This window comes from Enterococcus sp. C53 (genome assembly GCF_040887425.1).
GTDB classification, from domain to species: Bacteria; Bacillota; Bacilli; order Lactobacillales; family Enterococcaceae; genus Enterococcus_B; species Enterococcus_B hirae.
In genome coordinates, this window is record NZ_JBFOFT010000011.1 from 1 (window position 1) to 22,717 (window position 22,717).

General features: G+C 36.3%; 24 protein-coding genes. 9 read left to right on the forward strand and 15 right to left on the reverse strand.

Features of this window, described 5'->3' with window-relative positions; all coding sequences use genetic code 11:
- Window positions 1-18 precede the first annotated feature (18 nt).
- From AB3I42_RS12250 to AB3I42_RS12275, 6 genes are all read right to left on the reverse strand, one after another.
- Window positions 19-555 (reverse strand): ClbS/DfsB family four-helix bundle protein, encoded by a 537-nt coding sequence (locus tag AB3I42_RS12250; RefSeq protein WP_010737473.1) that lies wholly within the window; start codon window positions 553-555, stop codon window positions 19-21.
- Window positions 556-637: 82 nt separating this feature from the next.
- Window positions 638-1,399, reverse strand: a complete 762-nt coding sequence (locus AB3I42_RS12255) for a class I SAM-dependent methyltransferase (RefSeq protein ID WP_368022525.1) — start codon at window positions 1,397-1,399, stop codon at window positions 638-640.
- A 408-nt stretch (window positions 1,400-1,807) separates the two neighbouring features.
- Window positions 1,808-2,098 (reverse strand): hypothetical protein, encoded by a 291-nt coding sequence (locus AB3I42_RS12260; RefSeq protein ID WP_034700666.1) that lies wholly within the window; start codon window positions 2,096-2,098, stop codon window positions 1,808-1,810.
- On the reverse strand, window positions 2,091-2,369 hold the full coding sequence (locus AB3I42_RS12265) for a DUF2089 family protein (protein WP_010737470.1): 279 nt from the start codon (window positions 2,367-2,369) through the stop codon (window positions 2,091-2,093). The genes AB3I42_RS12260 and AB3I42_RS12265 overlap by 8 nt, the downstream gene beginning before the upstream one ends.
- A 287-nt stretch (window positions 2,370-2,656) precedes the next feature.
- A complete protein-coding gene (locus tag AB3I42_RS12270; protein ID WP_010719329.1) occupies window positions 2,657-3,001 on the reverse strand; it encodes a metal-sulfur cluster assembly factor in 345 nt (114 codons plus the stop codon).
- 131 nt (window positions 3,002-3,132) lie between these two features.
- Window positions 3,133-4,074 carry a YitT family protein gene (locus tag AB3I42_RS12275; RefSeq protein ID WP_368022526.1) on the reverse strand — a complete coding sequence of 314 codons (942 nt, stop codon included), beginning with the start codon at window positions 4,072-4,074 and terminating at the stop codon, window positions 3,133-3,135.
- A 158-nt stretch (window positions 4,075-4,232) separates the two neighbouring features.
- Here AB3I42_RS12275 and AB3I42_RS12280 point away from each other — a divergent pair, with 158 nt between their 5' ends.
- Window positions 4,233-4,724 carry a YajQ family cyclic di-GMP-binding protein gene (locus tag AB3I42_RS12280; RefSeq protein WP_010737468.1) on the forward strand — a complete coding sequence of 164 codons (492 nt, stop codon included), beginning with the start codon at window positions 4,233-4,235 and terminating at the stop codon, window positions 4,722-4,724.
- Window positions 4,725-4,870: 146 nt separating this feature from the next.
- Here AB3I42_RS12280 and AB3I42_RS12285 read toward each other — a convergent pair whose 3' ends face one another.
- On the reverse strand, window positions 4,871-7,222 hold the full coding sequence (locus AB3I42_RS12285; RefSeq protein ID WP_181933687.1) for an ATP-dependent DNA helicase: 2,352 nt from the start codon (window positions 7,220-7,222) through the stop codon (window positions 4,871-4,873).
- A 629-nt stretch (window positions 7,223-7,851) separates the two neighbouring features.
- Between AB3I42_RS12285 and AB3I42_RS12290 the strand changes: the two genes are divergently transcribed.
- From AB3I42_RS12290 to rpsT, 8 genes are all read left to right on the forward strand, one after another.
- On the forward strand, window positions 7,852-8,478 hold the full coding sequence (locus AB3I42_RS12290; RefSeq protein ID WP_010719334.1) for an MBL fold metallo-hydrolase: 627 nt from the start codon (window positions 7,852-7,854) through the stop codon (window positions 8,476-8,478).
- A gap of 27 nt (window positions 8,479-8,505) precedes the next feature.
- Entirely contained in the window at window positions 8,506-9,210 is a 705-nt protein-coding gene (locus tag AB3I42_RS12295; RefSeq protein WP_034700670.1) for a histidine phosphatase family protein, read from the forward strand.
- Between the two features lie 165 nt (window positions 9,211-9,375).
- Window positions 9,376-10,209, forward strand: a complete 834-nt coding sequence (locus tag AB3I42_RS12300) for an undecaprenyl-diphosphate phosphatase (protein WP_010737464.1) — start codon at window positions 9,376-9,378, stop codon at window positions 10,207-10,209.
- 180 nt (window positions 10,210-10,389) lie between these two features.
- The gene (locus AB3I42_RS12305) at window positions 10,390-12,309 is read left to right on the forward strand and encodes a heavy metal translocating P-type ATPase (RefSeq protein WP_081123436.1); all 1,920 of its coding nucleotides are present in this window, start codon (window positions 10,390-10,392) and stop codon (window positions 12,307-12,309) included.
- Between the two features lie 82 nt (window positions 12,310-12,391).
- Window positions 12,392-12,847 (forward strand): DUF441 domain-containing protein, encoded by a 456-nt coding sequence (locus tag AB3I42_RS12310; RefSeq protein ID WP_010719338.1) that lies wholly within the window; start codon window positions 12,392-12,394, stop codon window positions 12,845-12,847.
- Between the two features lie 77 nt (window positions 12,848-12,924).
- The gene (locus AB3I42_RS12315) at window positions 12,925-13,056 is read left to right on the forward strand and encodes a hypothetical protein (protein ID WP_010719339.1); all 132 of its coding nucleotides are present in this window, start codon (window positions 12,925-12,927) and stop codon (window positions 13,054-13,056) included.
- Window positions 13,057-13,374: 318 nt separating this feature from the next.
- The gene (locus tag AB3I42_RS12320; protein ID WP_005878685.1) at window positions 13,375-13,644 is read left to right on the forward strand and encodes a hypothetical protein; all 270 of its coding nucleotides are present in this window, start codon (window positions 13,375-13,377) and stop codon (window positions 13,642-13,644) included.
- Window positions 13,645-14,045: 401 nt separating this feature from the next.
- Window positions 14,046-14,300 (forward strand): 30S ribosomal protein S20, encoded by a 255-nt coding sequence (gene rpsT / locus AB3I42_RS12325; RefSeq protein ID WP_010719340.1) that lies wholly within the window; start codon window positions 14,046-14,048, stop codon window positions 14,298-14,300.
- 211 nt (window positions 14,301-14,511) lie between these two features.
- Here rpsT and holA read toward each other — a convergent pair whose 3' ends face one another.
- From holA to rsmD, 8 genes are all read right to left on the reverse strand, one after another.
- Window positions 14,512-15,555 (reverse strand): DNA polymerase III subunit delta, encoded by a 1,044-nt coding sequence (gene holA, locus AB3I42_RS12330; protein WP_368022527.1) that lies wholly within the window; start codon window positions 15,553-15,555, stop codon window positions 14,512-14,514.
- Window positions 15,556-15,591: 36 nt separating this feature from the next.
- The gene (locus AB3I42_RS12335) at window positions 15,592-17,862 is read right to left on the reverse strand and encodes a DNA internalization-related competence protein ComEC/Rec2 (protein ID WP_368022528.1); all 2,271 of its coding nucleotides are present in this window, start codon (window positions 17,860-17,862) and stop codon (window positions 15,592-15,594) included.
- Window positions 17,855-18,337, reverse strand: a complete 483-nt coding sequence (locus tag AB3I42_RS12340) for a ComE operon protein 2 (RefSeq protein ID WP_010719343.1) — start codon at window positions 18,335-18,337, stop codon at window positions 17,855-17,857. The genes AB3I42_RS12335 and AB3I42_RS12340 overlap by 8 nt, the downstream gene beginning before the upstream one ends.
- An 18-nt stretch (window positions 18,338-18,355) precedes the next feature.
- Window positions 18,356-19,051: a helix-hairpin-helix domain-containing protein gene (locus AB3I42_RS12345; protein WP_081125640.1), complete on the reverse strand. Its 696-nt coding sequence runs from the start codon at window positions 19,049-19,051 to the stop codon at window positions 18,356-18,358.
- 566 nt (window positions 19,052-19,617) lie between these two features.
- A complete protein-coding gene (locus AB3I42_RS12350) occupies window positions 19,618-19,905 on the reverse strand; it encodes a hypothetical protein (RefSeq protein ID WP_010737459.1) in 288 nt (95 codons plus the stop codon).
- 594 nt (window positions 19,906-20,499) lie between these two features.
- The gene (locus AB3I42_RS12355; RefSeq protein ID WP_025480486.1) at window positions 20,500-21,543 is read right to left on the reverse strand and encodes a SepM family pheromone-processing serine protease; all 1,044 of its coding nucleotides are present in this window, start codon (window positions 21,541-21,543) and stop codon (window positions 20,500-20,502) included.
- Window positions 21,533-22,024, reverse strand: a complete 492-nt coding sequence (gene coaD, locus AB3I42_RS12360; protein WP_368022529.1) for a pantetheine-phosphate adenylyltransferase — start codon at window positions 22,022-22,024, stop codon at window positions 21,533-21,535. The genes AB3I42_RS12355 and coaD overlap by 11 nt, the downstream gene beginning before the upstream one ends.
- Window positions 22,021-22,602 carry a 16S rRNA (guanine(966)-N(2))-methyltransferase RsmD gene (gene rsmD, locus AB3I42_RS12365; RefSeq protein WP_223603477.1) on the reverse strand — a complete coding sequence of 194 codons (582 nt, stop codon included), beginning with the start codon at window positions 22,600-22,602 and terminating at the stop codon, window positions 22,021-22,023. The genes coaD and rsmD overlap by 4 nt, the downstream gene beginning before the upstream one ends.
- Window positions 22,603-22,717 lie beyond the last annotated feature (115 nt).

Below are 22,717 nucleotides of genomic sequence, written 5' to 3' on the forward strand. Positions count from 1 at the left end.
CTTTTTTATTGATTTTATTCATTTATTTTTTTGAGATTGTTTTAACTTCTTGATTGCCCATTCGTAGTGACTGGAAGTTGCAGAAATGAAATAACTACCTAATGTGGTATTCCCCACCCATGCAAATTGCTTTTTCTGGAATAACTCTTCATTACTCAAGGCGTCTAATTTTTTCATTACTTGCTCATGGCTTTTTTTCAAATAGTTTTCAGCTTCCACTAAAGAAGTTGTTTGATGCTTTTCTACAAACTCTTCATTCATCTTTCCGTAGGTTCGCCAATTATACGGTTCAGGCAAGAAATTTCTTTCTTCTCCGTTAAAGTTGCTTTCAAGCCATCGTAACAATAGTAAATGCCATTCGTACAAATGGATCAATACATCTTTTAAGTCTTTGTCTCGTCGCCAATGTGCTTCCTTTTTTTTCGCCAAAAACTCTTCACTAAATTGAAAGGATTGCTTGCGATCTTCCTCACCCATACCGTTAATTAATTTCCATAAATCATCGAATTGGCTGTTTGCTTTTTCAAGCAATTCATCTTTTGATTTTGGTCGCATATGACACCCCACTCTTTTTTGCTAAATCACTTGCTCACCATAAGGAATTTCAAAATGATTTGTAGTAACTTTTATGTGTTCATTATTTTGTATTACGAGCAACAAAAGCAAAATGATGTTGCAAATTATAAATCGTACCATGTCGTTTCAACTCTTCATAAAGTCCCAATAACTCTTTGAAATTTTTCTCAACTGTAAATCCTGGGTATTCCCATTCAATCGTCCGTACATAAAAGATCAAACTATCCATATCAAAGAATTGTTGATTCAAATAGGCTTCGTCACAAAACAAAAGATCAAAATGGTGCTGTTCTAGTTCTGCTTTCACTAAGGAAAGATGAAAATCAAAACATTCTTTCCTTACTTCTGGCATCAAACGAGAAGCCAAATTCAACCCGTTGAAATCTCCTACTTGTTGAGAAATAAATAACCCATCTGGTTTCAAGACACGCTTCACTTCAGCTACTGCAAAAGATTCATGAGAATTGATCACTAGATCAAATGAATCATCTGGAAAATCCAATACGTCCTCTTCCCCCACAAATTTTACTGTTACGCCTTGAGGGTCAAGTGTTTGTAATAATAGCTGGTAATTAGGCGGATACCCTTCCGTTACTGCTGTCTGCTCATAAGGATGGTTAAATGTTTGTAACAATTCACCTCCACCTGTTCCCATATCTAGTAGAAACATAGTTGGAGTTAAATAATTTAAAACAAGCTCTCGGTAATCCCACGGAGGCTCTTCACACGACCATTTCCCATCTAAATAGGAAAAATCCCAGCCAGTAAAATTTTTCTGTTGTTCCTCACTTTTAAGCCACTCTTTTTTTAATTGGTCCATCATCTTTTATCGCTCCAGTCATTATGATTTTATAATCGTTGACGGCGATATAGTCGATTGGATAAAGCATACTCGATATAGGTCTATCCATTCCACTATATCGAGTAGCTACCTCGTTGTTTTCTCATGTTCATTCTCCTTTTGATTGACTTAAAAACAGTATATCATGAAAATCAGGACTAGAAAACGCTTACTAAAAAACTTGTCTTATGCGTTTGCTTAGATTGTTAGATAATTTGGAAGCTATAATTTTTTTGAGTTTCAACGACCTCTTTCGCAATTATTTTCCTATACTGAACAACCTTTTAGTACATCAGCTATCTGAATATTTTACATAGAAAAAAACTCTTCTATCAGCTTTTACTAAAAGCTGTTAAAAGAGTTTAAGTTAGTGTATCAGCCAATAACTCATTATTGATTCAAGATATCCTTTGCTTTCATTTTTTCCATTTCTTTTATTGTCTTTTTTTTCTTTGATTCTTTTCCGCCTTCATAAATACAGATCAATGTAATCAAACCAACAATAGGCATTAATATATTTCTAAATGTTAGATTTAAATGACCTGTCAAAACGATAAAAACAACTAAACCACTGAAAATCACTGGTAAGATCGCTCCCATATATTTATTCCCTATATAACCACTTAGGGTTTGAAACCCAATAATACCTGCAATAAATAAAAATTGTATTATATTATTCATCTATACTCTCCCTATGTTTTTTTATAATTTCTTTTGCTACGTCTAAACTTATTTTTTCGTTAATCACGAGTTGCATCATTGATACTTCAAAAGAATCTTCTTGCTTTCCATCAAAAAGTTTTATTTTTTCAATTAATCTATCTAACCTTATTCTTACTGTTGGATAACTAACTTCATACTCTTTTGCTAACTGCTTTAAGGAACCTGATGCCAACAAAAATTTCTTAATAAATACTTGTTCCTCAGGTTCTAAATTAAAAAACCATTCCATTCATTAACCTCCCAACAAAATATAAATATAATTAAACAAAGTTTAACATTATTAAAAACAAAACACAACTTAATTTATTAAGTATAATTTATAAAGCATTTCGAGATGCGATTTGAATAGAAAAAGAGAAAGGGATAAAAGTCGTTATCATTTATTCATATTTTGACAATTTTACTTCATCAAGCATCAATTTTTACAAAACAAAAACTCCCTCACCAACTTTTTCTAAAAGTTGATAAAGGAGTTTAAAAGTTGTTTACTCGTTGAATATGAAACCCGTGTCAAAATTATCTAATACCAAGTGCAATTCGTGCATAGCGACTCATCTTATCCGTCGTCCAGGCTGGATACCAAACTAGTTTGACTTCTGCCTTAGTTACTTCTGGCACTTCTTTTAAGGCATCGTGGATTGATTCAGTTAGGATATCAGCTAACGGGCAACCCATGGTTGTTAAGGTCATTTTAATGACTGTTTCTCCGTTTTCTGGATCAAATTCGATTTCATAGATCAAGCCTAGGTTGACGATATCGATCCCTAGTTCAGGGTCGATGACCATTTCTAAGGCAGCTAAGATTCGTTCCTTGATTTCATTGACTTCTTCTGCAGACCATTTTTGGTTTGCTTCGCTCATCTTGCAGCACTCCTTCATGCAATTTTCATTTATCATACTCTTTTTTTGCTCATTTGTAAATGAGAATCGAGAGGTTCTATTCTCATTTAGCAGGTTGAAAACAGAAAATTCTTCTGACTTATTTAAATCAATTATTGTTTTTTAGTTTTTGAAGGAGTTTTCTTTATTTCGGGAAAGACACCCGTAGAACGGTAAAGATTTTGTTCGCTTTCATTCGCAAAACGGCCAAATACCGAATGCGTTGGTAAAATATTGATAAAAGCATCTTCGTCGATTTCATGGACGATTTGATCTAAATCATACATTTCATAACGAGTGATCACCATCATGATCGTTTTACCTTCTTTTTTAGAATAGCCACCGATTGATGGTAAGAGGGTCATTCCTCGAACCATATTTTGAGCGATCGCTGCGGTCACTTCATCTGGTTTAACCGTCACAATCATGGCGGTCACTTTTTGATGACTCGTATGAATCGCATCAATCACTTGGGTCATGGCATAGATAGAGATAATCGTATAGAGCGCACTCTCCCAGTTAAAAAGAAAGCCCGCAATCACCACGATCAAACCATTTAACATCAACATATAATTTCCAACGGTTTTCCCTGTAGTTTGTGAAAGGACTAAAGAAATAATATCCATTCCTCCAGTTGTAAACCCCATTTTAAGTGAGATCCCTACACCAACACCTAACAAAACACCGCCGACTAAGGCATTCATTAAAATATTGTCCGTCACTTGCCCAGTGGGAAGTAAGGTAGTTGCTACCGATACGGCTACTACATTGACAAAACTTAAAATCGTTGCTCGTCTGCCTACTTTCAAGAACCCTAGAATAAAGATAGGGATATTCAAAATAAAGATAAAGGCACCTGTGTCCACTTTTACGTGGAGCCAGTCAGATAATAACGAGGCAATGATTTGGGCAATCCCATTCATCCCTGCGGAAAAGACGTTTGCTGGAATCAAAAAATAATTTAAGGCAACCGCTGCGGTCAATCCGGTGACTAAGATAACCACAATCTTTTTTAATATTTCATTTCTTTGATACACTGTCATAATCTTACTCACAAGCACCTCTTCCTTTCAAAGTTATTCCAATTGTAAGAATAACAGGTTATGAATTAAATTAAAATACTTGAATCATAAATGAGAATAATTTTAGTAAAGCTTCAACACAATCATTTGACTATGATACAATAAAATAAAAACAAATCAGGAGGATCACTATGGCAAAAGATGCAAGTTTTGACATTGTTTCAGAGGTCACAATCGAAGAAGTCAGAAATGCGATCCAGCAAACAATAAAAGAATTAACCAACCGTTTTGATTTTAAAGATTCGACTATTGATATCAAATTTGATAACAATAAATTAATCATTCTTAGTGACGACGATTTCAAGATTGAACAAATCAAAGATGTCTTGTTCAGTAAATTAAACAAACGAAATGTTCCAATCAAAAATATTCATTTCTCTGAATCAGAGCATGCCCTTGGAGGAAAAGCACGTCAATCCGCTGAACTTATCAATGGCATTGATCGGGAAAATGCCAAGAAAATCACAACCGAGATCAAAAATTCAAAGATTAAAGTAAAAACCCAGATTCAAGAAGATCAAATTCGTGTAACTGGAAAAAACCGTGATGACCTTCAAGCGGTGATTGCTTTATTGCGAAAATTAGATCTGCCGATCGAACTTCAGTTTACTAACTATCGTTAACAGATAGCTTTACTTGTCAGACAATGAAACAATTGATCAAATACGCGCTTGAATAGATAAGACACCTGAATCTACCAGTCGTTTGTGGTTGATTCAGGTGTTTTTAATTTTAAACTACTAGCGCTAGAGTAATTTCACATCTCCAATTATTTACTTTTGTGCCAAAAATCGGTGATTTCTGTTGTGAGTTCAGATAGGTTTCTGACAGTGGTCGCTGACTGCCAATGTCTTGGAAACAATTGGCGATAATCCAACCGATTAAAACGCTGATCTGCTAACAAAACGATTCCCTGATCACTGGCATCTCTAATGACACGTCCCGCTGCTTGTAAGACTTTATTCATACCAGGTAATTGGTACGCATAAGCAAATCCCAGCTGATCTTTTTCGTCATAATATTCTTTGATCAACTCCTGCTCATGGTTCATTTGTGGTAATCCAACGCCAACGATCATACTGCCAATTAATCGGGTTCCTTTTAAATCGATCCCTTCTGAAAAGATTCCGCCTAACACACAAAAAGCTAGTAAGGTTTCGTCTGGATCAATTTGAAACTGCTTCAAAAATGTTTCTCTCTCAATTTCACTCATCGTGGTATCTTGAATCAGCACCTTAACATCTGGATGTTTTTCTTGAAAGGCTGTCACTGCCTGATCCAAATATTGGTAAGAGGGGAAAAATATCAAGTAATTTCCGATCTTTTCTTTTGTAAAATGTTGGATCGTTTCAATCAATCGAGGCATGTTCTCTTCTCGTTTACGATAGGTTGTTTCTAAATAATTTGTGATCAGCACTTTTTGGTTTTCTTCTGGAAAAGGACTTGGCAAGCGATAAGCTAAGCTCTCTTTTCCTCCTAGCGTTTCTTGGTAATAAGACAATGGCGAAAAACTAGCGGAAAATAAGATACTACTTCTCCCCTTAGCTAACGATTGTTCTAAAAAATCACTAGGATCGATGCAAAATGCTTTGATGACGAAATCTTGATAAGTTTTCTCTACAGTTGTTTCATAATGATCATCGTAAAATTCACTGATTTTCAAAAAGTGAAGTAAGTCAAAATAAAAGGGGAGTAACGTCTCTTGAATGGCATGTTCAGGATACTCTGCCAACCACTCTTGGATGTGCTCACTCAATTGATAACCAGCATTAACCAATGTGTCCGCGGGTGCTTTTTGATGGTGGTAGGTCCACCCATCTTCATTTGAAATTTCCTGGATCTGATCGAACGCTTTGAGTAATTTATTAAAACGTCGTCTTAGCTTTTTAAATTCTTTTGGAATGAGTGCATAGACGTTTCTAGCGCTTCGATATGAAAGTTTTGCGGAGTACATCTCTCGGGAACGACTGACCAAATTATGGGCTTCATCAATCAGAAAAAGATGATCCTCATTTTTTTCGCCTTCAAAAAAACGTCGTAAATAAACAGTCGGATCAAACAAATAATTATAATCCCCGATAATCACATCACACCATAAACTCACATCTAGCGACAACTCAAAAGGACATAACGTATGTTTCTTCGCATAGGTTTCAATAACTTCTCTGGTGATTTGATTTTCATGATTCAATAAATCCCATAATCCTTCATTGATCCGGTTGTAATAACCGTTGGCATATGGACATTGATCTGGATTACATGTTGTTTCGTCTAAAAAACAAATCTTATCTTTGGCTGTCAAAGTTACACTTTTGGTCTCAGCACCCACATCTTTTAACGCCTCCAAAGCATCTTCAGCGACTTGTCTCGTGATTGTTTTAGCCGTTAAATAAAAAATGCGTTCTCCCTCTTCTTCCCCTATTGCTTTCAAAGCGGGGAACAGTGTAGAAACTGTTTTCCCAGTTCCTGTCGGTGCTTCGACGAATAATTTTTGTTTTGTACGAATCGTTTTATAGGCAGCGACTGCTAACTCTCTTTGACCTTTACGGTAGTTGTCATAGGGGAATTTCAAAGCCATCAAAGAAGCATTTCGAACGGTACGCCAATTCTCTTGAAAAATCAGCCATTCCTTATAGTCATCTGTAAGTTTTTTAAAAAACTCATTTAATTGTTCGATGGTTTGATGCTCAACTTTTCGGGTAATGATTCCTTCAGTAGTTTGATAATAAGTTAGTTGCAAATTAATTTCTTTTAAATCATGTTCATGACAATAAATATAAGCATAGGTTCTTGCTTGATGGAAAAATAATTCAATTTGTTCTTTTTCTAAGTCTTCATACCTCGGTTCCGAAGTTTTTATTTCATCAATATAATAGATGCCTTCTTTTTGGAACACGCCATCTGCTCGCCCTTCTATGATTAGCTGGTATTCCTCGAAGTGGACAGTCGTCTTTAAAAAGACTTCTTTTTCATAGTCTTCTCCAGCATCTTTTTGAAGCTTCCGATGGATCTTGGCACCTTCCAGTGCGGTATGGTTACTTTTTTTACGATTGTCGATACTGCCACGCCTTAAGATAAATTCAACAAGGTTACGTACCGATATTTTTGATTGCTTCACCACTCCCACTCCTTTGACTATAAGCTTACCTGAAAAAGAAAAGAATCGCAAAATACTAAAATCAAGCTTATCAATTTGCCGATTTATACGCCTAAACAGATGAAAGTATTACAGCTATTTAGTCACTTCTTCCTTTCACAAGTAGGATCACAAAGCTATAGATTTGTTTACATTATTCAGATATCTCTCTCCCTTTACATTCATCATCGTTCACTTGAAAGTAAAGTAAAACATCCGAAAATAGCTTTTTGCATTTTCGGATGCTTCCCTTTGTTTTTCAGAGTTGGACATCACTGTCGCAAGCTCGAATAGGATATAGAATTAGGATTTTTGGATGAGCTCACTCTAACACCAACTTATTAAAAAGAAGTGAGAATTTTCTGTTCTCTTGTTTAAAATCTCTCAATACTTTTATTTTACACCTTGTCATTGAAATAAGTGGTTCATTTAGGAAGCAAGAAAACTCGGCTACAAAAAAACATGACTCAGCTCTACTATATTCAATTAATTCATTTATTATTCATTCAATTCGATTTAGATTCACCGTGGACCATTCCTCAAGTAGGGTCTTTTGTTTCATCTTATCAATTGAGTTATACTAGAATTAAGTAAGCGATCAGGAGGAACTCTTTATGCATATTGAACAAATCAAAACTGGGATGATCGAAGAAAATTGTTATTTGGTTTATAACGATGAAGCTTTACTGATTATTGATCCTGGTGAAGATGCAGCAAAAATCAAAACGCAAATCGAAAAAACGCAACAACAACCCGTAGCGATTTTACTAACACATACCCACTATGACCATATCGGAGCCGTCGAAGAACTTCGTCAGTTTTATCAGATCCCTGTATATGTTAGTCCATTAGAACAAAGTTGGTTAGGCGATCCGATATTGAATCTTTCTGGTTTGGGAAGACATGATGACATTGCGAATATCATTGTTTCACCTGCTGAATATGAATTTGAAATGAAACCCTATCGTCTAGGGAATATGACATTTCGGGTCGTCCCTACACCTGGTCATTCGATTGGAAGTGTCAGCTTTATCTTTGATGATTTTGTCGTATCAGGTGATGCACTGTTTAAAGGCAGTATCGGTCGAACCGATCTATATACTGGGAATCTGGAACAGCTGCTACACAGTATTCAAACCCAGTTGTTTGTGTTGCCAGATGAATTTGCCGTTTATCCTGGGCATGGAGATGCTACGACCATTGAACATGAAAAAAGAACCAACCCTTTCTTTAATGCTTAACTAACAAATCGATTGGAGGCTGTAAATATGACTAAAACAACTCTTTACATCGTCAGACACGGAAAAACGATGTTCAATACGATTGAACGTGTCCAAGGTTGGTGTGACACACCACTTACCAAACAAGGCCAAGAAGGAATCCACTATCTTGGAAAAGGATTGAAAGACGTTGATTTTTCTTTTGCTTATTCTAGCGATAGTGGTCGTGCTATTGAAACGGCACGTATCATCCTCAGTGAACATGCCAAAGGAAAAGATATCCCTTACTTTATCGATCAAAGGATTCGTGAATGGTGTTTTGGCTCCTTAGAAGGTGGCTATGACATGGAAATGTGGGGAGTTATCCCCCGAGTATTAAACTTCAAAACTTATGATGAGATGTTCACGACGGACGTAACTTTTGAACAAATTGCTAATGCTATTTATAACTTGGATACTGCTGGCTGGGCTGAGACCTACGATACTTTAAAAAATCGTGTATGGTCAGGATTTGAAGACATTGCGCATCATTGCGAAAAAAATGGTGGTGGCAACGTCCTAGTCGTTTCTCATGGATTGACGATTGGCTTTTTACTCAGCCTAATTGACGTACATCAACCTGTTCGAGCAGGCTTATTAAATGGCAGCGTGACAAAAGTGACGTATGAAAAAGGCAATTTTTCAATTGAAGGAATCAACGATATTAGTTATATAGAGCAGGGAAAAAAACACTCGCGGGATTCTTTCTTATAATCGTTCTGTTATCAAACACTGGTTTGCGAGTACTCACTTGAGTACTCGCTTTCTTATGCCCTCTTGCTATTTCTCAAGTTTTTCTTAACATCAAGAAAGCATTTGGTTTTCATTAGAAAGAACGGTATACTTAATACTGTATTTTATTTGGGAAGGAAGGTCCGTATGTTTTTTGCAAATATCATCAAAGCAGCTATCTTAGGAATTATCGAAGGGATTACCGAGTGGTTGCCGATCAGTAGCACTGGTCACTTGATCCTAGCAGATCAGTTCATCAAGCTAGACGCTAGCACACAGTTTATGTCGATGTTCAACGTCGTTATTCAATTAGGTGCTATTTTAGCAGTCGTCGTTTTATATTTTCATAAATTAAATCCCTTTTCTCCAAGCAAAACCACTATTGAGAAAAAAGATACTTGGACATTATGGTTCAAAGTCGTAGTCGCTTGTATTCCAGCAATTATTATTGGATTACCTTTAGATGATTGGTTAGAAGAACATTTTCATAAATTTCTACCAGTTGCGATCGTCTTAATCGTTTATGGGATTGCATTCATTGTTGTGGAAAAAAGAAACAAGACAAAAACACCACGTTGGACAACCTTAAACGATTTTACTTATCAAGCGGCGTTACTGGTTGGATTATTCCAAGTATTAGCGTTAGTTCCTGGAACTTCTCGTTCAGGAGCTACGATCCTCGGAGCCATTTTGATTGGTGCTTCTCGATTTGTAGCAACAGAATTTTCATTTTTCCTTGGTATCCCAGTGATGTTTGGTGCCAGTGGTTTAAAAATCGTGAAGTATCTAGCTGAAGGAAACTCCTTTAAAATGGAAGAAACAATTATTTTACTCGTTGGAACCCTCGTATCATTTATTGTCTCCGTTTTAGCCATCAAATTCTTGTTAAGTTATTTGAAGAAAAACGACTTTACAATTTTTGGTTGGTATCGGATTATTTTAGGAATCATTTTGATTGGTTACTGGTTTATCGCAATGTAACTGAATAAAACGAAGTCAAAGCACCGTATGATTACGGTGTTTTTTTATATATATTCTAATTATCCCCTTTCCAAAAACGCGTTATTCTAAATGATAACTATTATCGTTCTCATTTAGCGATTTTTATTATCAATTAGAATTTTGGTGTGGTATATTAATTTTGTAAAGGAGGAAACAAATATGACTCGTTTAATACAGACATTTATCCCGACAATCGGTTGTTTATTACTTATAATCTTAGGTTTGGCTACTCAATCTTTTGTGCCTTTTCTAAGTATCATCTTTTATTTAGGAGCCATCTCATTCGGTGGTTTCAAGCAGACTCGTGAAGGGTTGACCGAACTCTGGCAGGAAAACACATTGAATGTTGACTTATTGATGGCCTTGGCAGCAATTGGCGCTTGTTTGATCGGTGATTTTTTAGAAGGTGCGATGCTTACGTTTATTTTCTGTTTAAGTGGCGCTCTCGAAGAATATACGACCAGTAAAAGTCAGCAAGAAATTACCGCTTTAATGAATCTACAGCCACGAAAAGCACAACGTTTAACTGCAAACGAAGAATTAGAAGAAATAGCTGTAACTGATCTTAAGATCAATGATCGGGTATTTGTCCCAAAAGGTGGAACGATCCCAATTGACGGCTATTTAGAAAGTCAACAAGCAACGGTTGATGAAGCAACATTGAGTGGTGAATCTGTACCAGTTGAAAAAGTCCCTCATGATGAGTTATTTGCAGGAACGATCAATCGAGGGAATCCTTTGATCCTACAGGTGACTAAAAAAAGTGATGAGACCGTTTTTGCTAAAATCATCCAGCTGGTTGAAAAAGCACAAAGCACCCCTACAAAGACCGCTTCTTTTATCTCTCGTATTGAAAATACCTACGTTAAAGGTGTGTTAGTCGTTGTTCCATTAATGATTCTTGTTTCATATTTCATTTTTGGCTGGAGTTTTCAAGAAAGTTTTTATCGGGGAATGGTTTTACTGGTTGTCGCCTCTCCTTGTGCGTTGGTTGCCTCTGCGACACCTGCAACACTAGCAGCCCTTTCTAACGCTGCCCGCAACGGTGTGCTGATCAAAGGTGGACTCCATTTAGAACAATTAGCTGATTTAAAAGCAATTGCCTTTGATAAAACCGGAACTTTAACGAAAGGTAAACCGATAGTAACTGATAGCTATTTTGTAAAAGATCAGAATCTGGCGCAACAAATCTTAGTTTCAATGGAACAAAAAACAACGCACCCCTTAGCTCAAGCAATCGTAACACATTTTGACATTGCTATACCAAAAGACATCCAAAAATTACTAATCGAAGAAATCACGGGGTTTGGTTTACGAACAGTTTACCAAGAAGCTCAGTGGATTGTAGGTAAATGGGAACCAGAAAAAACGTCGATAGCTGAAAAAGAACTTCTTGATAAAATTCATTTACTCGAACAACAGGGAAAGACAGTGATTGTTTTAACCAAAGACAATCAATTGATAGCACTCATCGGCTTATTAGATGTGCCGAAAGAAAATGCCCAACAAGTCATTGACTATTTCAATAACCAGCAAATTGATACCAGCATGATCACTGGAGATAACCAAGGGACTGCTGCAGCTATTGCAGAGAAAATTGGTGTTCAACACTTACTGGCTAACTGCACACCATCGGATAAAACACACTATGCACAACAGCAAAAAGAAAAGTATACTGTCACAGCAATGGTTGGTGATGGTGTCAATGATGCCCCAGCTCTTGCAACTGCTTCACTAGGAGTTGCCATGGGACAAGGAACGGATGTCGCTATGGAAATCGCTGATATCGTCTTGGTAAAAAATGACTTGCAAAAATTAAGTTATGCCCACCGTCTTTCACTAAGAATGAAGAAAATCATTAAGCAAAATATTATTTTTTCTCTTACAGTGATTTGTTTACTGATCCTTTCTAACTTTCTGCAATTTTTAAATTTACCTCTTGGCGTGATTGGTCATGAAGGAAGCACGATCTTGGTTATCTTAAATGGGTTACGTTTATTGAAACCCTTACCTGAAGATACTTCCAAAAAATCACGTTGCACTGGCTGTCCCTTACAGCCAAATCACCATTCTATCTAGTTTTTCCACTCTGATGAACCTCACTTTTGTAACCGTTGAAAAAATGATATGATTGATGGCAGGAAAGTGAGGTTCTTTTTTTATGGAAAGTTGGATTTTTCTTGGATTGATCATGCTTGTTGCCCTGCTTGCTAAAAATCAAAGCTTGATCATCGCTACAGGTTTTATATTACTAGTCAAATTGATACCGACATCGAAAGTGTTTCTTACTTGGCTTCAAGGCAAAGGAATTAATCTAGGAGTCACCATCATCACAGCTGCTATTTTAGTTCCAATCGCTACTGGCGAGATTGGTTTAAAAGATTTACTGGATGCCTTTAAATCACCCATCGGTTGGATTGCTGTGTTTTGTGGTGGTCTAGTAGCCGTACTTTCTTCCAAAGGAGTCGGTTTGATTGCTTCAGACCCGCAGATTACTGTTGCATTGGTTTTTGGAACAATTCTCGGAGTCGTTTTCTTAAAAGGGATCGCGGCTGGTCCAGTCATTGCTTCTGGTATTACCTATTGTCTCTTGCAATTATTTTCTTTAAGTAAATGAAAAAATCGATCACAGATAAAGTGTTTTGAGTCCTCTGAATAGAATCGTTCGTGATATACTTATTCCGAGGTGATCACATGTTAGAAAAATTAAAATACTTTATCGGCACGGTTGGTTGGTTTTTATTAGCGATCGTATTGATTTTAGGACTAGCTTATCTTTTATTTCCAGATCTGATCCAAAATGTGTTCAATACCTACTTTAATTGATCGTGAAAAAAGTAAACCCGATAGATGGAGTAAACAAACTTTATCTATCGGGTTTATTGTTTTTTCATTTATCTTTACTTATGGAATCTACTTGATAAAAGTTGCGTGAGTTTCATCAAGTATGTTTTTAATGTTCCTACCTCTTCCTCTTACCCCTACACCACTTACCCCCTTTTATGTTTCCTAAAATATTATTAAATAATCCTCATTTCTTTTTGGCTCCTCCTTTCATTTTTTGTTATACTAGAACACAAGATAGCATCATTTATATTTTTAATCATTCGCTATTATGCTTTATATATAGAAAGGAAAACGCTCATGGAAACCTTTGAAGGTCTTTTAATTGATACGTATGTCTTACAAGAACAACCTATGATGTTGACTGGCTTAAATCTTCAACTGGAAGATCGTGTCATTAACGGTCTGTTGAAAGATCGTTACTTGGCAAAATATATTCTTCGGCTCCCTTTAAATAAATATGTATTAGAAGTCAGTGGAAAATGGAACCGCCGCAATCAATTAGTCATCAAAAAAATGATGATCAAAAATATTGATGAATACATTAAAATTATTGGGACTCCGGAATAAATTTAGACACACCAACGGTTAACGGTTATAAAATAACTAAAGAATGGTATCGTTATGATTGCTTAGTCTACAAGGAACGTATCCCTTTTCAAAAAAAGCTTTGCAAACGGTTCGCTTTGTTATATAATGTTCGAGTACCAAACAGTCCCATTCAAATTTTGTTTAAAAAGATAAATTTATCTGCTTTGGTTGAACGCTATTGTCTCCCACAATAGCGTTTTTTATTTGCCCATTTTCCTTCTCTTTCAATGCTAGTAGAGCCTAGAATTAAGTTTCTTTTAGTGTTAAGGAAAAAAACTTGTCATGTTCATATTGCAAAGATTACTTCATTTAGGTATAATAATGAATGTTGAATTATGCGGTAACACGCGTAAGAACTTAATTTATCGGAGGTGAAACTAATGCCAAACATTGAATCTGCAATCAAACGTGTTCGTACAAGCGAAAATGCGAACGTTAAAAATTCATCTCAAACAAGCGCTATGCGTACTGCAATCAAAAAATTTGAAGATGCTGTAGCTTCAGGTGCTGAAAACGTAGATGCGTTATATAAAGAAGCTGTTAAAGCTATTGATATGGCTGAAACAAAAGGTCTAATTCATAAAAACAAAGCTAACCGCGACAAATCTCGTTTAAGCAAAAAAATCGCTAAATAAGGAAATCGGCTACGGCCGGTTTTTTTATTTTGTCTCAAACAGTCTATTCGATCACCCTTCTGTTGGGTTTCTTTCCATTCTTTTTATTAGTAAACCAGCTGCGGCTGACTCAGCACTTCCTACTCTAAAACAATTGATGTCTAAAAAACGCTCAAACATCATCGTTTCAAGCGTTCTTTTTGGATTTATTTCGATTGTTTTTCTCTTCTTTTTAACTCTTCAAAAGCTGACCTGTTCGTAAGACAAATAATTGAAAGCTTAATTCTTTTTCGATTTTACCACTTTTGATTTGGTAATCCATTTCAACCAGATCGTCAAATAAACGCCTTAGGATCTTTTCATCAAATTTACGTACCTCTTGCATCGCCAATTTTACACGGTAAGGATGTATCTTTAAAGTCTCAGCAATATTAGCCTGCTGATAACCGATTTTCATCAAAAACTTGGTCTGTAAAAACAAACGTATTTGTGAAAGCAAGATGGCATTGATCTTAATGGTTTCTTCTCCTTGGGTAATTAAGTCTTCAAACAACCGCAGCGCTTGTTCTGTTTTCCCGGAAAGAATATATTGTGTCATATCAAAAAGATTATGTTCCAAGGTTTTAGGGACTAACTGTTCCACTTCTTTAACAGTGATCAGTTCTTGTTGTTGCCCATACAATAGTAATTTATTCAATTCCCTCATCATTTTTGATAGATCGAGATCCGTTAACCTTAAAAACAGATCAATCGCTTTACGGTCCATTTGAATCGGTGCATTTTCCAGTATATTCAATAAATACTGACGTACTTCTTTTTCATTCAATTGCTGAACATTGATGGTCACAGCAGTTTTTTTTAATTGTTTCGTTATTTTTTTCCGCTCATCTAATTTCTCATAGGGAGCAAAAAACACTAAAACTGTTGATTCTAAAGGTTCTTTTAAATAATCAATCAGTAGATCCGTATTTTGTTCAATCCCATTATTCACTTTTTCAGCTGTTAAAAAGTAGGGATTTTCTACAAATACTAGGCGTTGATCACCAAAAAATGGCAAAGTCTCTGCCTCAGCAACCACCTCATCAATACTAGCATTCCCCATATCAAAACTTAAGAAATTCAAGTCATCTTGACTATCGATTTGAATTTTTTTCTGGATTTCTGCTCTTACCTGATCCTGTAAATATTTTTCAGTACCTAGAATCAAATAGCAAGGCGCAAGCTTTTCTTTATGGATTTTTTGTAAATCTGCTTGAATACTCATTTCGTTCACCACTTTCAAATTTATCCTACCATGAGTAGCTGGGAATTGCTAGTCTATCATTGTGTGGATCTTTCCGTTTGGATACCAAAAGGGATGCCATTTAAAAGTAATTGCGCCTTGACGGTCGGTACGCAAAGGAGTGACTTTATTCTGCTTTAACGTCGCTAGTACGTCTTCATGAGGATGACCAAATAAATTATTCACGCCACAGGATAAAACACCATAGGTTGCTTCTAATTGCGAAATGAACTGTGGATGACTAGATGTGCGGCTGCCATGATGTCCTAATTTGATCACATCCGCTTTTAAATCTGGATAAGCGTTTCCGATCTTTTCTTCTGCATGCTGATCTAAATCACCTAAAAAGAGAAAACGACAGGATTGATGAGTCACTGACAAGCCAATTGAATCTTCATTCTCCCCCTTCCCCTGGGTAATCGGAGACAACACAAAAAAATCAAAATAACCTTTGATCCAATCACCCTGCCTGACTTCACAAATAGTAGTTCCTGCTTTTTCCAATTTCTGCAACTGCGTATGGAGCCAGGTGCTTTTGCCAGCTCCCCAACCAATATAAATCGTATCGATCTTGAAATGTTTTGCTAATGTCGTGATTTCTCCCACATGATCGATATCGTCATGCGTTAATATCAGTTTATTGATGTGTCGGATGCCATTTCCTTTTAAAAATGGGACAAGATTGAACTCTGCAGGTGGTCTAACCCTTCGCTCTTGCCAAACTTCTTTTTGAAAACTCAATTTTCCACCAGTATCAATCATAACGATTTCTTTTAAAAACGGCGCTTTAAAAAGAATACTGTCTCCTTGCCCTACGTCGTTGAAAGTGATACTACTTCCGAATTGAAGAAAACGACCAAAAATGAGAATAATGGGCACAAGGAGTGCAGCGGTCACGCATTGACAAGGTTTATGTTGTTTTTTCTCTATAAGCCATAAAAGAAAGCCTAAACTAAATATTAACAACCAGCCATTCGGTCGCCCAATCACTAGATTGGCAAATCTCAACGAATCTAGTAATCTCTCGAAATGGACTAAATAAGAATCAAGCAACTCGCTAACACTTGGAGGTAATACCCTGCCAAAAACAAATAAAAACGTCAAACAAGGAAGAAATACTTTCTTAAAAACAGGAGCAAAAAGAAGAGTCAACATACTACCTAATAGTGGCCACTCATAAAAATGCCAAGCTGTCAGTGGCATGATGCCGATACTAAATAACACGATAGTAGTGAACTTTTGAAACTTAGTGGTTGGGCGAGACAACAAAAGAAAGAAGAAGCTCATTCCTAAACTTAGCTGGCCCTCTACTTGGAAAAGACAAAGCGGCTCGATCAGCAAAAGTATCCATAAAATAATCGAATAATGATCGAAAGAAGAAAATTTGACATTGAGGAGTTTTAGCCCTAATTTCAATAAGAATGACAGCCCCGCTCTTTTCACTGACACAGAGCCCCCAGATAAGCTAAAATACCCCAAAGTCCCCCCAACTAGTGGGAGATAACTAGCAGTTAATGTCATCCCTCCTCTGCGAAACAGATAATAGAGCCAATCTAAGTAAGTTTGGATGTGCATGCCTGACAAACTGAATAAATGAAGTAAGCCAGTTTCTTTATATGTGTCTTCTGATGCTAAAAACTGACTATCTTTATAGCCAAAGATCAAAGCATTCATATAGACACTCACCTTGTGACTAAAGTGTTCTTGAATAAACGTAATAGACCTTCCTCGTGTTCTGCTCAGCATATTCTGCCAAGCATTACGATTCAAATGTTCTTTGATCTGGCGTATCTGAAATCGTCCTTTGATCCGATGTATTTGGTCATACTTTTTTTGATCAAACCCATAAGGATTCCTTTGTTTGGAAGTTTCTTGGTAATCCCCGACTACAATTAATTCAATCGCTTCATGTCTAAGAACAAGAAAAGAATTTCTTTCTTGTTCAGATTTGGCATAATAGCTGCAAGAAATCTTTTGCTTGTCCGTTGTGTGCCCAATAAAAGTCACTAAATCTCCATTCATTTTCACTGTGTCTGAGGCGACCATGATACGTTCCAACGTCCTTTGATCATCGATTGGTTTTGTTTCTTTAAGCCAGCAAGAAAATAAAACCAGCGTACTACAAATGAGACTTAAACCAATAATTTGTTTATTTTCTTTCCGTAAAAAAAACAAAAAAAATCCAGCGAAAATCAAACGATAATGCCATCTGTCTGTATAATAAAACAAACAAATAAAAATCGAAGAAATCGCTGGAAAAATGAATCGATTCTGTGCTTGATCACAAAATCTACTAAACATGTTCTCCTGATAATTCTTTTTGGAGTTTAGAAAAGTGAGTAGAATCCAATGATACTTGATGAACAGTTGCACCTAATTGTTCGATCAATGATTGTGCATACGGATCATTTCGATAATCATGTAAATAGTTGATTTTTTTGATTCCTGCTTGTAATAAGGCTTTTGTACAAGCTAAACAAGGGAAATGAGTCACGTAAATCTCTGCGCCCTCCGTAGGTATGCCTAGTTTTGCACATTGTAATAAAGCATTCATTTCCGCATGGATCGTTCGCAAGCAATGACCATCGACGATATAACAGCCTTCATCAATGCAATGAACATCCCCGCTAACAGCGCCATTGTAGCCTCCAGCAATGATCCGTTTTTCTCTTACTAAAGTTGCGCCGACTTCTAATCGTGTACAAGTACTTCTCAATGATAATAATACTGCTTGAGCCATAAAATATTGGTCCCAAGGAATCCGTTCATTGCTCATATTAGCCACCTCTATCGTTTATTCTATAGTAATTGTAACGAAGTTTTTGATTTTTTCAACTGTCTTCTGACCAATTCCGTCTATTTCTTGAAGCTCGTCAATACTTTTGAACGATCCATTATCTTGTCTATACTGAATAATTTCTCGGGCTTTTTTTTCACCGATCCCCGGTATTTGTTGCAATTGCGAAAGATCAGCAGTATTAAGATGCACTCGATCTGGGTTTGTGTCCACTGAATCTAGCGTCGCTAGACTAGCATTTGAGCTTTCTGGAATTTCTTCTCCTACTTCAGGAACGTACAGCATTTGTTGATCCGTTATTTTTGCTGCAAAGTTGATCTGTTTCTCGTCAGCTGATTCCGTCAGCCCACCTGCTTTTTGAATAACATCAAAGACCCGATCTTCTGCCACAAAAGCGTACATTCCAGGTTGTTTCACCGCTCCTTTCACATCGACATAAATCACTGACCTAGTCGATGTACTCACCGTTTCATCAATTGGTTTCGTTTCAGAACTGTTCTTTTCCGGAGCTTCAATCGATTGGTTTGTCAAAAATAGTTGATCCTTTTTACTTGATTGACTGAAAAAATGAACCACCATTCCACCAAGGATGATGACCCCTATGATGCCAAAGATCCCTCCGATCACAAATTTTGGTGAAGAAAAGTTGGTAGTATAGAAACGCTTTCGTTTGTTCTTCCATTCTTCGCTCATTGTGACTATTTTCCGATTGGCTTCCTTTCATTAAATTATGAAGAAGTTTTTTCTCTTCATGATTAAATACGTCAAACCATTTTTCTACATGAAAATAAACCTACTTTTGGGACAATTATTTTATGAAGAATGAATCTTTCATACCTTTAAACATTTCAGGAATAGGCGTTGACCTAGGGTCTATATTTCTCTTTTCATTACCTAGCAAAAACCATCAAAATCACTTTTACTGACTTTGATGTTTATCTATTTTTCTATTCGTTTTTTAAAAATAGTTTCAAGTTCACACTCTTAGCGAAGCTCTTCCTTGATTTTTTTGAGCATGTACCCGACTTACCTAAGTAATCCTAAATCCGACATCTTTGCCACTGTCTCTCTAGCGGCTATGTACAATTATTCTCACTATACTAAAACGCAACGCCTCGATTATATCAACTTTCCCAGTGTTCAACTATCCTAAATAAGTCAAAGACTCGCTTTTCCTCATGAATAATCGTGAGCTAGTTTACATAGATTTTATAAGATATTTTTTTACGGACAAAATATTCCATTGTCTAAACTAGTCGTTATACCATATCCAGATAGATAACTAGTACGATTACGAGACATGTGATGATCATGTAAATGATGTTTTCTAACCGTCTTGTATGATTTTTTAGAATAATCCCAGGATCAGTAGAATTGAAACTAGTCCGATACTCGATTGGCACAAAATTACCGATACATATTCCGAATAACAAAAGTAAAGAAGGCCAATTTGTAATAACTCCTCTATTCATAAACGCACCTATGATTGAGCTAACATAAATCACCATTTGAATCATTATAATTACAATCGCTTTTTTTCTCATCATTAATCCTCTCCAAGTAAATTTAGAAAAACAAACAGGACTTGATCACAAAATAAAAGTGGTAGTTGGTTTTAATAGATTTCAAGAATAAAATTCTCCAGCTCTTTCCTCTATTTTCAGAATACCCAATGAATCGGATAAATGTAAAAATCAAAAGCTGTGTGCCAACGTAGTTTTACTAGGGAATCAGTAAAAAAACACTGACTTAGAACGATCTGATCATCTTACTGTATTCATTTTTCTGTCCTTCGATTATAACATACATCTTCACTTTATTTCCTATTTTTTCATTTCACCGAAAATTTTTCCATAATAAGTTTAAACTCTTTATCAACTGACGCAATTAAAAATAACTTTACCTTTACTGATCCAACGAATATAAAAAGCTTACCTCATACACATAGATCCCCTCATGGCTAGTTTCTATTCATTTTAGTTTCTCTATAAAAAAGAGACAGACATGCTTTCCGTTAAGGCTGAGTCATTGAAAACATCAATCTTAAAGGAAATTTTGTCTGTCTATTTATTCGTTCAAAAACCGTTTCATGAACAACGATAAAAAAATGTTGTTGAAACAAAACGATTTCTAATGAATCTTTAGTTCATCTTTTCTAAATAATCAAGGGCATCTTGTACGGTTTTCACTGGTACAATTTTCATTGAAGAGTTCAATTCTTTCGCAGCAGCTTTGGCTTCTTCGTAATTGGTTTTGATTTCTGGATGTTTCTTCTTGATTTCATCTGAGATTGGATCATCCGGTGCAAAGAATATTTCAACGCCAGCTTTGTCTGCACTAGCCACTTTTTTATCAATACCACCAATTCGCCCAACTTCACCGTCGCTATTGATCGTTCCAGTACCAGCAATTTCTTTCCCTTGACGAAGATTTTTACCGGTCAATTGTTCATAAATTTCCAGGGTAAACATCAAACCAGCAGACGGCCCTCCGATTGATCCTGAATTAATCATTACATCTGTATCCGACTTGATACTCGTATGATCGGTTAAAGTAATCCCAATCCCTGCTTTATTATCCGTTGGCAGTTCGATCAATTTACCTGAAGTTTCGTTTTCTTTGCCATCTCGGAGATAGGTGATCGTGACCGTATCGCCGACTTTTTTACTTTTGACATACTTCATAAATGCTTCTGCACTTTTAAAGGTTTGTCCATCAACTTTTGTGACTGTATCACCAACTGCTAATTTTCCATAGAAATTGGAATTCTTCTCGACACTCATGACATAAACACCTTTAAATTCCATCTGGTAAGAGCGCCCTGCCAATTTTAGCGCTTGCTCAATCGCTGCATTTTGGGAAGACTCCATATAATATTGTTGGATTTGATTGTATTCTTCGCTAGTCGCCCCGCCAGTCAACTCCTCAGCGCTAATCAAATCTTCAAACGGTGCTAGCTTGGCTTTGACTGCTGTAAAACCAGTTGCTCGACGGATGCCCACTGAAGTTAATGAAAAGGAACCTGAATCTTTGTCCTTTTTCCCATTGACGGTAATCAGCTCTTTCAAATTGATGGTTGCTCCTGGTGCTTCCACATAAAAAGGAAGTGGAATTACCACGAACCCAATAATAAATATCCCTAAAAAAATGACAAGAATCGTCTTTAACCATCTTTTAAAGTCCATCATTTTCACGCTTTCCAGCTAACGCTTCGTTGATTACTATTGGAAGATAGTCACTGACATCTCCCCCAAAGTGTAAGACTTCTTTTAATAAACTAGAACTAACGTGACTATATTCTTGTTTAGCCAATAAAAAGACCGTCTCGATTTCTTGATTTAAATGATGATTCATTTGAGCAATATCCCGTTCATATTCAAAATCCTTTACGCTACGGATACCACGAATGATGGTTTGAACAGCTAATTCATTCGCAATCTCGACTGTTAATTGATTTTCCTGATGGTACACTTTAACATTCGGAAGATGACGAACAGCTTGAGTAATCAATGTAACTTTTTCATCAACGGTAAATAGATGTTTTTTTGACGTATTCACAAATACCCCAATGATGACCTCATCAAACATTTTTGCTGCTCGTTCGACCATATCTAAATGCCCATTCGTGAACGGATCAAAGCTGCCTGGAAACAAGGCTTTTTTCATAGGTCTTCCTCTTTTCTGTAGATAGTCACAGTTGAAATACCATACGTTTGTTTTCTGATTTGCGTAAAATCAGCAATCTTTTCTGGTAATTCCACTGTTTTATCAGTTTCACATACAATAACTGCCGAATCATTAAAAAGGTCCAGCTCCGTCATTTTGATTATTTGGTCAAGAATTTTTTGTTTGGCATATGGTGGGTCAAGAAATAAATAATCAAATTTTTGCTGATCATTTGCCAGCTTTTCGATGGCTTTGTCCGCATCAAGTTTTAATGTGGTGAATTTTTCTGGCTCTTTCGTTACTTTAATGTTTTCTTGGATTATTTTTAGCGCTTGGTAATTTTTGTCTACACAAAAGGCATGCCCACAGCCACGAGAAACTGCTTCGATAGCTAACCCGCCACTACCAGAAAATAGGTCTAAGACTGTTTCTCCGTCGAAGTAAGGACCGATCATATTGAAGATCGATTCTTTCACTTTATCTGTGGTGGGACGTGTATTAGCCCCTGCTAAACTCTTTAAGCGTCGTCCACCATATGTTCCTGATATGACTCGCATTGACTCACTCCTTTTAAAAATCGTGCTGTTACTAGTATACCAAAAAAAAAGATAAAAAAACTTGGATCGCCATTAATTTCATGCTTTCTCAAGTTATTTTTATCTTTTTTATTTAAGAGATGAATGATTTACACAA

What these genes read in the sequence shown, in the direction of transcription:
- AB3I42_RS12300 (WP_010737464.1), top strand. Translation starts at nt 9,376, where the DNA reads ATGTTTTTTGCAAATATCATCAAAGCAGCTATCTTAGGAATTATCGAA.
- AB3I42_RS12270 (WP_010719329.1), bottom strand. Translation starts at nt 3,001, where the DNA reads ATGAGCGAAGCAAACCAAAAATGGTCTGCAGAAGAAGTCAATGAAATC.
- AB3I42_RS12250 (WP_010737473.1), bottom strand. Translation starts at nt 555, where the DNA reads ATGCGACCAAAATCAAAAGATGAATTGCTTGAAAAAGCAAACAGCCAA.
- AB3I42_RS12345 (WP_081125640.1), bottom strand. Translation starts at nt 19,051, where the DNA reads ATGAGCGAAGAATGGAAGAACAAACGAAAGCGTTTCTATACTACCAAC.
- AB3I42_RS12305 (WP_081123436.1), top strand. Translation starts at nt 10,390, where the DNA reads ATGACTCGTTTAATACAGACATTTATCCCGACAATCGGTTGTTTATTA.
- AB3I42_RS12355 (WP_025480486.1), bottom strand. Translation starts at nt 21,543, where the DNA reads ATGGACTTTAAAAGATGGTTAAAGACGATTCTTGTCATTTTTTTAGGG.
- AB3I42_RS12315 (WP_010719339.1), top strand. Translation starts at nt 12,925, where the DNA reads ATGTTAGAAAAATTAAAATACTTTATCGGCACGGTTGGTTGGTTTTTA.
- AB3I42_RS12260 (WP_034700666.1), bottom strand. Translation starts at nt 2,098, where the DNA reads ATGAATAATATAATACAATTTTTATTTATTGCAGGTATTATTGGGTTT.
- AB3I42_RS12310 (WP_010719338.1), top strand. Translation starts at nt 12,392, where the DNA reads ATGGAAAGTTGGATTTTTCTTGGATTGATCATGCTTGTTGCCCTGCTT.
- AB3I42_RS12320 (WP_005878685.1), top strand. Translation starts at nt 13,375, where the DNA reads ATGGAAACCTTTGAAGGTCTTTTAATTGATACGTATGTCTTACAAGAA.
- AB3I42_RS12265 (WP_010737470.1), bottom strand. Translation starts at nt 2,369, where the DNA reads ATGGAATGGTTTTTTAATTTAGAACCTGAGGAACAAGTATTTATTAAG.
- AB3I42_RS12280 (WP_010737468.1), top strand. Translation starts at nt 4,233, where the DNA reads ATGGCAAAAGATGCAAGTTTTGACATTGTTTCAGAGGTCACAATCGAA.
- AB3I42_RS12350 (WP_010737459.1), bottom strand. Translation starts at nt 19,905, where the DNA reads ATGATGAGAAAAAAAGCGATTGTAATTATAATGATTCAAATGGTGATT.
- AB3I42_RS12340 (WP_010719343.1), bottom strand. Translation starts at nt 18,337, where the DNA reads ATGAGCAATGAACGGATTCCTTGGGACCAATATTTTATGGCTCAAGCA.
- rpsT (WP_010719340.1), top strand. Translation starts at nt 14,046, where the DNA reads ATGCCAAACATTGAATCTGCAATCAAACGTGTTCGTACAAGCGAAAAT.
- AB3I42_RS12335 (WP_368022528.1), bottom strand. Translation starts at nt 17,862, where the DNA reads ATGTTTAGTAGATTTTGTGATCAAGCACAGAATCGATTCATTTTTCCA.
- AB3I42_RS12295 (WP_034700670.1), top strand. Translation starts at nt 8,506, where the DNA reads ATGACTAAAACAACTCTTTACATCGTCAGACACGGAAAAACGATGTTC.
- AB3I42_RS12290 (WP_010719334.1), top strand. Translation starts at nt 7,852, where the DNA reads ATGCATATTGAACAAATCAAAACTGGGATGATCGAAGAAAATTGTTAT.
- AB3I42_RS12255 (WP_368022525.1), bottom strand. Translation starts at nt 1,399, where the DNA reads ATGATGGACCAATTAAAAAAAGAGTGGCTTAAAAGTGAGGAACAACAG.
- coaD (WP_368022529.1), bottom strand. Translation starts at nt 22,024, where the DNA reads ATGAAAAAAGCCTTGTTTCCAGGCAGCTTTGATCCGTTCACGAATGGG.